This is a genomic window from Shewanella sp. P1-14-1 (assembly GCF_001401775.1).
Lineage (GTDB): Bacteria > Pseudomonadota > Gammaproteobacteria > Enterobacterales > Shewanellaceae > Shewanella > Shewanella japonica.
Map to the genome: position 1 here is coordinate 130,773 of NZ_LKTL01000008.1, position 11,989 is coordinate 142,761.

General features: G+C 39.8%; 8 protein-coding genes. 2 read left to right on the plus strand and 6 right to left on the minus strand.

Annotated elements, in window-relative coordinates; genetic code table 11:
* Positions 1-592 precede the first annotated feature (592 nt).
* Positions 593-1,066, plus strand: coding sequence for an Lrp/AsnC family transcriptional regulator (locus tag AN944_RS07810; protein WP_055024035.1), 474 nt, complete (start codon positions 593-595; stop codon positions 1,064-1,066).
* Positions 1,067-1,325: 259 nt separating this feature from the next.
* Positions 1,326-2,681, plus strand: a complete 1,356-nt coding sequence (locus tag AN944_RS07815; RefSeq protein WP_055024036.1) for a sodium-dependent transporter — start codon at positions 1,326-1,328, stop codon at positions 2,679-2,681.
* Positions 2,682-2,754: 73 nt separating this feature from the next.
* On the opposite strand, the gene AN944_RS07820 is transcribed toward AN944_RS07815, so the two are convergent.
* The 6 genes from AN944_RS07820 to AN944_RS07845 all read right to left on the minus strand — a co-directional run bounded on the left by AN944_RS07820 (position 2,755) and on the right by AN944_RS07845 (position 11,920).
* Positions 2,755-3,948, minus strand: a complete 1,194-nt coding sequence (locus AN944_RS07820) for a sodium:proton antiporter (RefSeq protein ID WP_055024037.1) — start codon at positions 3,946-3,948, stop codon at positions 2,755-2,757.
* Between the two features lie 235 nt (positions 3,949-4,183).
* Entirely contained in the window at positions 4,184-6,076 is a 1,893-nt protein-coding gene (locus AN944_RS07825; protein ID WP_055024038.1) for a CRTAC1 family protein, read from the minus strand.
* Between the two features lie 75 nt (positions 6,077-6,151).
* Positions 6,152-7,711 (minus strand): sulfatase, encoded by a 1,560-nt coding sequence (locus AN944_RS07830; RefSeq protein ID WP_235530872.1) that lies wholly within the window; start codon positions 7,709-7,711, stop codon positions 6,152-6,154.
* 95 nt (positions 7,712-7,806) lie between these two features.
* Positions 7,807-8,754 (minus strand): HEAT repeat domain-containing protein, encoded by a 948-nt coding sequence (locus AN944_RS07835; protein WP_055024039.1) that lies wholly within the window; start codon positions 8,752-8,754, stop codon positions 7,807-7,809.
* Positions 8,755-8,855: 101 nt separating this feature from the next.
* Positions 8,856-10,223: a hypothetical protein gene (locus AN944_RS07840; RefSeq protein WP_055024040.1), complete on the minus strand. Its 1,368-nt coding sequence runs from the start codon at positions 10,221-10,223 to the stop codon at positions 8,856-8,858.
* Positions 10,224-10,399: 176 nt separating this feature from the next.
* Complete coding sequence (locus AN944_RS07845) at positions 10,400-11,920, minus strand: sulfatase-like hydrolase/transferase (RefSeq protein WP_144430157.1); 1,521 nt, start codon at positions 11,918-11,920, stop codon at positions 10,400-10,402.
* Positions 11,921-11,989: the final 69 nt, after the last annotated feature.

Sequence of the window (11,989 nt, forward strand, 5' to 3'; positions counted from 1 at the left end):
ACCTTGTGGAGGCTGCCCCAACAGCCTCCAATTAATACGGTTACATTCCTTATTAAAGGCGTCTGGTAAATGATGACAACTGAGTTATTTAACCGCTGTATTTAAGCAATCGACAACGTATCTTGCATCCCTTTCTGCAACTTTCGTTGTCGATTTTTCTTTAAATATCATAATGTAATTTTAATATTCAACCTTCTGGTGTATTACCTTCATTAAGGCTTGTATTTATTCTTTACCGTCTTAAATTAATAGGTTTTACTCGATAGCATCACGTTATTGTTTGCCAGTATGGGTATCACTCGTTATCCGCCCTTCTGTTCAGTTTTAACGAATAAGCATGTAAGCTTTCTGAGCGACTCCCCGCGTGAAGTCAGCTTCATGCTTATTGGTTACTGGTTCGATTTTAATTATTGTAAATGAGTCAATGAGTCAATGAGTCAATGAGTCAATGAGTAACAGTATTTACTGGCTATACTCAGTTAATTACAATAAGTCCTAACCCGCTTATAATTAACCTTTACTAGTTTTAATGAACATGTCGTTTTCACATTAACCCATGTTGTTATTTCTTAACGAGAGTGCTGAATAGACTATGACCAACTTAGTATTAGATCCCACAGATTTTGCCATATTATCGTTATTGCAAACCCATGGCAGACTCTCAAATCAAGATCTAGCTGCAAAGGTTAATTTGTCACCTTCTCCTTGCTCAAGGCGAGTTAAATCTCTTGAAGAGGCGGGTTATATCAATGGTTATGCAACATTACTCAATCCTGAACAATTTAACCTAAAACTCACCGTTTATATCCAAGTCAGGCTCGCCAAACATGCAAGTGATGTATTAAACGCATTTGAGTTATTCATTAGTGAGTATGATGAAGTGCAAGAATGCTGTCTGATCACGGGCAGTGAGGCTGACTATCAACTCAAAGTCTTAGTTAAGGATATGGAAGATTATAAAGAGTTCTTACTTAATAAGTTGACCACAAACCCGCATATTGTGGGTATTCAATCCAGTTTTGTACTCAAAAAAGTAAAAAGTACCACTGCAATTCCTATGGGTTGACCCTGCCCTTTGTGAAGTAACTCTCACTTTACCTAAGTCACTTAACTCAAATTAAATTGCGTCAGTTAACGCAATTGATAAAAACATAACAACAAATTGTTAGGGTTAGCCAAATAAAAGAATTTTATTTCAAAAATAGAACCCAAACATATCATTTATTGCTCGTTAACTTATCCACCAAGCTATTTTATTCATTGACCCATTATTGATTTTCACTATGATGCGCTCTCTTTTTTAACATATAGAGTTAAGCGTAAGCATGAGCGTGAATACAAGCGGACAATTTAGTTCAAGAATCGGTTTTATTATGGCTGCAGCAGGTTCAGCTGTAGGAGTGGGCAATATTTGGGGGTTTCCTACACAAGCGGCGACCTACGGCGGTGGTGCATTTTTGTTAGTTTACGCGTTACTGATCGTATTGCTGGGTTACCCGATGTTGATGGCGGAATTAATGGTCGGTCGTCATGGTCAAACTAACCCAGCTGATGCAATGGCAAAACTTGGCTCAAATGCCCTTTCAAGAAAAATAGGTAAAGCCATTGGCTTTGTTTCCATCATTACCGCTACGCTCATTTGTACTTTTTACAGTATTTTATCTGGTTGGTTTGTTAGTTTTGCATTAGCCCCCGTTGCAGAACTCACTCAACAACAATCACTTTCTACTTGGCTCACCGAATTTTCAGTATCTCGTAATTTAGTGTTCACATTAGTGTTTATTGCATTAGTTATCTTAGTCATCAGACAAGGTGTACAACAGGGTATTGAACGCTGGTCAAAAAGATTAATGCCAATACTGTTAATCATGCTTGTTGCTGGAGCAATGTATATCTTGAGTCAGCCTGGTGCAATTGAAGGATTAAAAGCCTTATTGGTACCCGATTTTACTATGGTATTTCATACTGATGTTTTGGTTAGCGCACTAGGGCAAACCTTTTTTTCATTATCTGTGGGTACGGGTGCGATGATGGTTTATGGCGCTTACTTAAATAAACAAGAAAATTTAGCCAAGCTTACTGCATACGTGACTCTCACGGACACCTCAGTAGCATTTCTGGCCGCGCTGATGATTATTCCAGCAATGTATGTCGCACAACATAATGGGGTGCAAATATTTGCAGAAAACGGCAGTTTACTTAATTCTGATACATTAGTGTTCACAGTATTACCGGCATTATTCGACTCAATTGGCGGGTATAGTCAATATATACTGGCTATTGTATTCTTTGCCTTAATGACCATAGCAGGCTTAACGTCAGCGATATCTATTGTAGAAGTACCCACCAGCTACATAGTAGAAAAAACCACTATCAGCCGAAATAAGGCAACATTATTGGTCGGCGGGGTTATTGCAATCCTTGCCTCATTAATCGTGTTTAATTTTGCTAGTTTATTTGGTTTTATTATTACCATGACAACTGAAAGAGCTCAGCCATTAATTGCTTTGGGTATTGCGGTATTTGTTGGCTGGGTATGGCATAGAAATGATTTATTAAAAGATATTGCCAATCAAGAAGGCGTAGATGCGGATAGCTTGTTCTGGCGAGTATGGCCTGTTTACGTCAAATTTATTTGTCCACTGCTCATTATCGTTATCATTATGCAGCTAGTTAACTAACGCAATCATTCGCGGCATAGGCATCAGTCTCAGATTTACATGCAGACTCATGTCTATGCCGCTTTGTCTTGGCCTAATTCACTCGGCTGCTTATCCATTTCGATAATGGTTTTGCCGTCATACCGTGCAAAATTAAACTAATAAACACAGTACAGATTACTGTCATTGCCATGAACTCTCCGCCCGGTAAATCTCGCTCGAGCATGATGACAACAAACACGATTGATGCAAGCCCTCTAGGACCAAACCAGCCTAAGAATAACCGTGACGCCACGTTTTCCCCTTTAAGGCCTAGGGATAAGAATATTGGCAACATTCGGACTACCGTTAAGCTTAGCAACGCATAAATCAACATAGTCCAAGTAAACGCTTCAAACGCACGACTGATTATCACCGCCCCAAAGAGCATCCAAGTTAAAAGCGCTAAAATCTCGCCAATGCCTTCAGTAGGCAATATCATTTTATGTTTGTGTTCTTTCATTAAGTAGCCAAATAATAATCCGCCCGAAAACGCTGCGATATAACCACTTCCCTCTAATGATTGCGCAATAGCAAAACAACAAAGCGCTAAGCTAAGAACAATATTCTGACTCCAAATTTCAGTAATCCAGTTTTTGCTATAACAGTAATGAATCAGTTTACTGGCCAAATAACTGGCAGATAATCCAACAATTAAGCCAATACCTAGTTCTTCTAATAAAAACTCAAATGCAATATGGGTCACTTGCCCTTCTACAACGCTGCCCGCTGCTAACGCAAGAAATACGAACAGAATAGGCACACATATGCCGTCGTTAAGGCCACTTTCAATATTTAACCCTTCACGCAACTTTGATGGCACTATTGGGCTCGTCACTACGGCTTTACCTAACGCAGCATCTGTCGCTGCCAGCATAGTCGCAAGGGCTGCCACTTCGTAAACACTCAAATTAGGAAATAATAAGTATCCAACAGCAAAGCCCATTAAAATAGCACCAGGTAACCCGTATAGCAGCATTCTTGATGGAATCGCAATATGGCGCTTTAAAATGGATAAATTACTGTTTGACGCATCACAAAATAACACGACTGCTAAGGTTAAATCTGCGAATACTCTCATGCCTGAACCATCAACGCTTTTGCCTAACCAGCCAAGCATCTCAGGCCCTAATACAAAACCAACGACCACAAACACCATAGGCCCGGAAATCATCGAGTTTTCGACTCTGCCAGCGATTAAACAATAACTGAAAGCAAAAATAGTTAAAATTGCTAACTCTTCGTACATAACTCAATCTCCATATTGAGGTCATTAAGGCAAAAATTCCGAGGCTTAAGCCAATCAATATTGTGTTTATTACCATTGAATACTGCGTCGCAATCATATAAACCATAACGTCTTAGATTGAAAAACAGTGACTTATATCATCCTAAGCTATGATGATTATTTCACCAACCCTTATTACCAATAAAAACGCCCCGATATTATCGAGGCGTTGTTAACTTAGTCGTATTGATAAGGTTTAGTTGACGACATTGATTTGGTTCAGGTTGATATTGGTTTGTTTTAGATTTTCACCATTAGTCCATTTAACATGAGCAGAATCCACTTTTTCACAACTGCCTAGACCAAAGTGTAAATGCTTATTATAAGACTGAGTATACGGCGCTCCTGTTGCACCAACTTTACGTGAAAGAGTTTGGCCACATGCCTTCAATAACACCACGGCTCCCATAGCTGTGGCATCGTTTGATGGCGAATTGCCAATGTCTAGCACAACATAATTGGTATTGTCTTTCGCTAGCGACTCATTTTTAAATAGGTGCCATTGACCCCGTTCATTAGCATAAATGATATCGACAAAACCATCTTGGTTATAATCAAAGCTATCACTGCCAGCACCTAGCGCGCCTAATTCTTTCGAGACGACTCCATGCCCTTTTGCAAGGGTAAACTGTCCTTGACCATTATTGAGCCATAACAATTGACTTGTTTCAGTTGATAAATCACCTTGTTTTATGACTAATAAATCTTGATGTCCCGAATTATTAAAATCGGCAACGGTCACACTTGAAGTATGCTCGTTGATCGCTAAATTAGCTTTTTGAGTCACATCAACAAAACGTCCGTGTTTATTTTCTAATAGTAAATCAGTCGGTGCACTAGGTTGCACATTCGTATCATACTGTTTTACCCCTTTTATAACACCAGTGGTCGGCGAAAATGTATTACCAGCAATGCGCCAAGTGTCATTACCTATATATCCGACATACATGCCTTTATTAGGCAGTTTATCGGGCCAACCTAAGGCATTACTGCTCACAAGTTTGACATTTTGGCCACGATGACGCTCACCTTCAAATTGATATTTATAAGTGCCTTCACCCACAAAAATATCTTGGCTTGGATAAGGTGATTGATAATTTTCTAACTCGAAAGTGTCGCCAATGACCAAGTCTTTAAACCGAAATTTGCCACGTTTTGTATAAAACGCAAAAGTGTTAGATTTTTCATCGAAAAAGGTGTCACCCGCTTCTAATGGCCTTGCTCTTGTCAGGTATAAATCAAAGTCGCCATCATTGTCATAATCTATTTCAGCAATGCCAGTAACATGCCTAATATCCTGTTCAAATAACGTATCGGTGACATCTTGGTATTGATAATCCCCTGTGCCTTTAAGGGCAATCAGCCTGTTATGACCATAAATTAATAAGTCATCTATCTGATCTTGATTAAAGTCCGTGATAAGTACCTTTTGTCCATCTTGATAGGTTTGAGGTAAATCTGTCACATGTACAATATTGCCTTTACCGTCATTTTTGTAGACAAAGTTTTCAGAATCACTTTTAGGCTTAGGCCCTTTTGCTCGTGAAGGAAAACCCATTAAGAGCAGGTCTAGGTCGCCATTATTATTAGCATCAAAAAACTTACTGGTTCGGCCTCGTAAATTTTGTAGCGGTGGTTTAAATTCATTTCCCTCGATGATTTCACGGCCATTAAAATGGTAAAGCTTTGCATTGCGAGCATTAGAACCCGAGCCACCGCCACGTGAAATGAGTACGTCTAATTTGCCATCATTGTTGTAGTCACTTACACCAATACCATGCATATCACCGACAATCAGATCATAACCTTTGTCGTAAACGCCATTATTGTTCCAATATAGTTTGACGCTATATCCATGATCAGTCAGTAATAAATCCTGAAAGCCATCTTGATCAAAATCGGCAATGACTGGGTTATCCCATTTACGGCGATTCACTTTCTCAAGTTTGATGTCTTCATGAGTGTCGCTAAATGACACCAAAGGCTTCACATTATCGATGTTATTATCGTGGGTGGATTGACAGCCGCCTATAGCCATCATAACGGCAAGGCTAACAAGTGGAAGGGATCGCTTTGATAAATTATGCATTTGAACATCCTGCTACAATGCATCACCGTAAGGGCTTACGATGATGACTTAACTAAACATGGAAAAGTGTGATGATTACTTTTCGGTAGAGTAAGTTTTGTCAAAACGTGGCATGCCATGTAGACGCCATTCCGCTCCTTCAAAGTTTTCGTGAAACCACAAAGGCTGTTTATTATCCCAGCTCCACTTTTCCATCTCACGAACCATATCATTCAATTTATTGCGATGCTTTGAACTGAGATCTTCAGTTTCGTTGGCATCAGTTTGGACGTTAAACAGTTTCCAGGGTTGTTGACTGTGTTTAACAGCTTTCCACTCATTACGTCTCACTGCCGCATCGCTATAGCCTTTGCGATGACGAAGGACATAAAATAATTCATCTTGATGAGGGTTTTTATTGGCACTGAATGCTGGCCAGATGTTCTTACCGTCTAAACGTTTCTGTTGCGGGACGTCTGCGCCAGCAAGCGCTGCAAAAGTGGGATACAAATCCAATGCTAAAACAGGATGTTCAAAACGTTGCCCTGATGCCACCTTGTCAGGCCAATGGAATAACATTGGCGTTCTGTAACCACCTTCATAAACACTGCCTTTACCCTCTTTTAAAGGATAGTTATTGGCGCCTTTACTTAACTTGCCGCCGTTATCACTCATAAAAACGATTAAAGTATTATTAAGTTGATCAGTTTTATCGAGCGTTTCAACAATCTGACCGACACCACGGTCAACTGCGTACACCATGCCAGCATAGGTTTTTCGTTTTTGGTCTTTGATAGTTGGAAACTGATCCATATCAGATTGTTTCGCCTCAAGTGGCACATGCGGTGCGTTATAAGCAAGATACAAAAAGAAAGGTTTATCATGCTTAGCGGCGTCTTTGACAAAACGGCTAGCTTCACGTGAAAGAGCATCAGTAATGTATTCGTTTTCGTCTACTTCTTTACCATTATGTTCAAGAGGTAAAATGTAGTGATTGATATTCGTATTCCCCTGCTTTAACTGCTCTGCATATTGCGCTTTGAATTGTTGTGGGAAATAATTGTGACCGCCTCCTGTAAATCCATAAAAGTCATCAAAACCACGAGCATTTGGATGAAATTCAGGCGCTTCGCCAAGATGCCACTTTCCAACAGCCCCAGTGTTATAGCCATTATTTTGTAATAGTTTACTAATAAACTGTTCTTCTAACGGCACCCCAACAAACGAGCCTTTAGTCGGTAAATTAAATTGAGAACCTATTTTATGCGGGTATCGACCAGTCATGAGTGCTGCTCGACTTGGGCCACAAAATGGATGCGCGACATATGCCTGTGAAAAAGATGTCCCATTAGCTGCCAGTTGATCTAAATTAGGCGTTTTAATTTCCTTTGAGCCATTAAAACCGACATCGTTGTACCCAAGATCGTCAGTTAATATCAATAAAATATTAGGCTGTTTACCCTTCGTTATTTCAGTATTAGCATCAACCGATAACGCTGGTGCAGCTTCTGCTGATACAGAAATGGCCAGCATTGCCGTTGTTAACAGTGCAGTCATTTTGTTAGTTGTGATATTACGCGTTAACGACTCCCCCATTAGCGCACCACGCCAATGACTCACAGCCTCAACTATATTATTTATCCGTTTATTGTTCATAACATCCATTTCTCTATCGCTAAGTTATTACTTATATTTAATATTTTTAAAATCTTCTTTGTAATGACACAAGGTATTACTGATAATTACTTCATTCAAATGACACCAAACTCATACAATAAAGCTTCAATATGTTGTTGATGCTCGGTAGATAAGCTATGCCCATTTTGTGCGTGTAACATTGTTAAGGCATTAATTAATTGAGGATCATTCAATTGCCTTTTGCCTATCACTGTTAAGGCTGCATTACTGACATCGTTATCAACGTCAAACAAAGCTTGTTCAAGTAATTCAATCTCATCTTCTCGCTGTACAAGCCCAATCACTTCTATTGCCGCGGCTCTAACTTCAGCATAGGGAGAGTCGTAAAAAGGCTGATATTCAAGATTAAAAGACTGTGTTTCAGCGTCTGTCATTGCCCCTGTTTGACTAGTGAGTTGAATAGCACGCTTAATGTATTCAGGTTGTGTCATTGCATGTAATTGACGTCTTAACGCTTGTCGCTGCTCTGCGGTTATTTTATGTGAAAATTTTTGTTCCAATATTTCGAATGCGATTTCATCATCCGGGTTATCTAGTACAAAATTATATAACCCCTTGGCCACCTTCTCTTTAAAATCAGCGCTTTCATCAACTACCATGTTGATTGCTAAGTTTTTAGCTTGAGTATTTTTTATTGAATTTATTTCACCCAATAACTCAATAAAATTTAATTCCGTATTTAAATTGTTCAGTTTATTGTCTAATCCGACCAATAATTGGCAGCTTGTTGTAAATTCATTTATGGCATTATTTGGCAATGTATTAACATCAAACTCCGCGAAAGAACGACTCTGTAAAGCGCGTTTGTTTTCTTTGCTATTACCAAGATGCAATTCGCTAACTAAATGATGCGCTTCTTCAGCAGCGGTAATAAACTGATTTCCCTTTAAAGAAATAACGGCATATCGGTATCCCGCAATACTTGAAAATAAGCTGGCAACTAGGATGAGCAAAACCACAGTGAATACACTTAGCTGAACTCGCTTGTTTGTGATATCCATATAGCCCCATCAAATATCAACTGTGCGGTAAAGTTAATTACCGCACTGGGTTAAGTATTAATAACAAGCCAATATATGGTTTGCTTCACGGCAATTAAGCATTATTTATTAATCCAGGCTGTTGCAGGCTTATTGTTCAGCTTTATTGCATCTTCACGATAAAATACTTTCGTTGGACGCTCATAGTTGCCAGTTTTAATAATATTGGCATTTGATATATCTATCCCAAAACGACCTTTAGCAGAGGTACCAACCGTATTGCGATTTAACGCCGAAGCTATTAACACTGGTGCCATTGGCTTAGTATGCCAACGACGTCCTGATGGATCATTTGGAAAATCTGCAATTTTCGTTCTGCCAACACTTTCACTTGGTTCAACAAAATATTGTGAAGAGGCTCCAATATCTGCCAATGGTGTATTTTTGGTTTTAGTTAACGAAATACGCCCAGTAAACTTTGTTCTTTCAAAATAACCACGACTGAATGTATTAGAGTCGCTGGAATTGCTCATAATAGTAAAAGCACTATTCACGCCGCGAATGTTTGAGCCGGTAATGTCTGAACATATTTTCTGATGAGGTTTGAGGAACAAAGCTGCCATTCCTTCAGTGTTTTCAATATCAATCATCTTAATATCAGCGATGTTACCCACTCTTGGCCCAGCCTGATTTAAATAATCAGAAGGACGGCCACTACCAGGTTCTAACCTAATTGTTAACCCACCCTCAGCGTCTAAGTTTTTAAGACGCATTTTCTTGCCACTAAATAGCTGAATTAAGGCATAGCCTGCTGCCACTTTGGTTGCAGAAATATTTTCTACTACGCCTTTTTCGGGGATCCGGCCATAAGTTGCGTTATTAGCCACCGTTCTTGCATCACTGTCTGCCACCATAAATAACGAAGGGAAAATAGAATAGTTATCTTTGATGTTAAAGTTTGATAATGCGAAGTTTTTGACATACCCCACTCTCACTGGAATTGCATTAGAGAAGATGGCACTTTTATTTACGTCTATATTAAAACGACCGCTACCCGTTGAGGTTATTTCAACATTCTGCATTAACGGCGCACGGGGACCTTGGCCATTGCGGTTTAAGTTAAATAGCACTTTATCTGCCATTTTAATGGTTTTGCCTGACTGAATTTCTAACCTTACATTCGCTTTAAGATCGATTTGAGCTAATTTGATGTCGTTGCCCATAACTTTAACAACACCGCCATTTGCTTTATTACTCGCACGGTTAATTGCAGCCTGCAGCTGACTCGTTTGCTGCGATGCGTTTCCTGATAAATTGACTGTTTCTGACGTTCCAGTCACTTTGTTAGTGAAATATCTTCCTTGATTACCAATACTTGCAGCTTCTGTTGACGTGCTATAAGTCATTGATGCAATAGAAAGCGTTAACATAGTTCCCATTAAACAATGCTGAATTGTTTTACCTATGCTTTGATTAATAACGCTATTCATAATGTCTCCTAATTGAAATTATTTTTACTGCTTTGCCAACATTGGAGCCGCAAAAACCCAGCTTTTAGCCATTGGCCAAAAGCTGTTTCCAATCTAAAACAGGGGTTAGTGGCAATGAATGCCGAGGTTTACGGTGATCAGTATTGTTATGTCAAACCGACCAACGTAAATTCTGTTTACAACATATCTTTCATATGTTGTTTAAATTTGGTGATAGCAGGATCATCGACTCTCACAAGCTCGTCATGCATATACTTAACCATCTGTTTCAGTTGTTTTTTGTACTTAGGGTCGTTAATTGAATTTGTCATTTCATAGGGATCGTTTTTTAAGTCGTATAACTCATCTCGACTATCCCCAGGGTTCCATACAAACTTCATCTCTGGTGTTCTAATCGCTCGAATACCAAACCAGCCGCCGTTGTACCATTCGTAAGCATACAAAGCGATGTCGGCTTTGTTACTATCAGCGATATCACCTTGTTCCATAAGGGGAACTAATGAACGGCCATCGACGTCCCCATCATTGGGTAATGTCATCCAATCAGCCAACGTAGGCGCAATATCTAACATAGACACTTGGCGTTCAATGATTTTAGGTTCGACATTCGGATCACGAATAATAAGTGGCATTCTCATGAGTTCGTCATAAGCATATGGGCCTTTATCGTATAGGTTATGCTCGCCTAACATACTGCCTTGATCGCCAATAACGATTATGCGTAAATCATCATACATACCAACTTCTTTTGCGGTTTTAATTAACTCACCAACCGCATGATCTATCATGGCAATCGCGCCATAATAAAAGGTGCGTGACTTGCGCCAATCTTCATCGGTCATATGACTTACATCATGCCAAGGCCACCAAATATCATCTTGAGACATTGGTTTATTAACGCGTTCAATACCATGATTTTTAGGAAGTTTTACGGTTTTAGGATCAAACATACTCGCGTAAGGTTCTGGCACACGGTATGGTGGATGAGGTTGTTCGAAACTGATAATGCCAAAAAATGGTTCATCTTTTTTAGCCGCTGCTTTAAGCATTTTTTGCCCTTCTCGGACTTCCTTACCTGCTTTGGTATCCTCAAAAGTGCCTGGCATTGTGCGGTAATATTCGTGCTTTTCACCATTAGCATCGCGTTCACCACGTTTGAATTTAGCGATATTTTCTTTCGTTTCGTAAGGCCCCCATTGGCGGCCATGACGTTCTACATCTTTATCATGACCATAAACAAACTCAGCCCCTCTTAACGCTGGGCCTTGTGCGCCAATATGCCATTTGCCAACATAGCCCACTTTATATCCGGCATCGACGGCACGTCTGATGACTCCACCTTCTTCGACACGCAGTTCGTCTAAACGAGAATGATATAGGCCAACGTTGTCATCAAGCCCCGTTTTATGTCCCCAGCGACCAGTAAACATCGCGGCTCTTGAAGGTGAACATAATCCCGTACTCGTCATCGCATTATCGAATCTGATGCCTTCGTGCGCTAATGCATCAATATTAGGGGTATTAACCGGGCCATCACGATAAGAGAATGTATCAAAGCGCATATCATCAAACATCAAAATCAACACGTCGGGCTGTTTCTCGCTATCCTTTGCGCTGACTTGTATCGGTAACACACTCAATGTCATGGCAGTGACACATGCAAGTGCTAGTGCTGTCGTTTTATTGTGAAATATCATAATCATTCTCTTGAGACCGCTCGATACATCAGACTTCAGTCAATCTCGTATATTACTGCGCCAACATAC

Coding starts and splice junctions, on each gene's coding strand:
- AN944_RS07845 (WP_144430157.1), bottom strand. CDS start 11,920: ATGATATTTCACAATAAAACGACAGCACTAGCACTTGCATGTGTCACT.
- AN944_RS07840 (WP_055024040.1), bottom strand. CDS start 10,223: ATGAATAGCGTTATTAATCAAAGCATAGGTAAAACAATTCAGCATTGT.
- AN944_RS07825 (WP_055024038.1), bottom strand. CDS start 6,076: ATGCATAATTTATCAAAGCGATCCCTTCCACTTGTTAGCCTTGCCGTT.
- AN944_RS07815 (WP_055024036.1), top strand. CDS start 1,326: ATGAGCGTGAATACAAGCGGACAATTTAGTTCAAGAATCGGTTTTATT.
- AN944_RS07820 (WP_055024037.1), bottom strand. CDS start 3,948: ATGTACGAAGAGTTAGCAATTTTAACTATTTTTGCTTTCAGTTATTGT.
- AN944_RS07835 (WP_055024039.1), bottom strand. CDS start 8,754: ATGGATATCACAAACAAGCGAGTTCAGCTAAGTGTATTCACTGTGGTT.
- AN944_RS07830 (WP_235530872.1), bottom strand. CDS start 7,711: ATGAACAATAAACGGATAAATAATATAGTTGAGGCTGTGAGTCATTGG.
- AN944_RS07810 (WP_055024035.1), top strand. CDS start 593: ATGACCAACTTAGTATTAGATCCCACAGATTTTGCCATATTATCGTTA.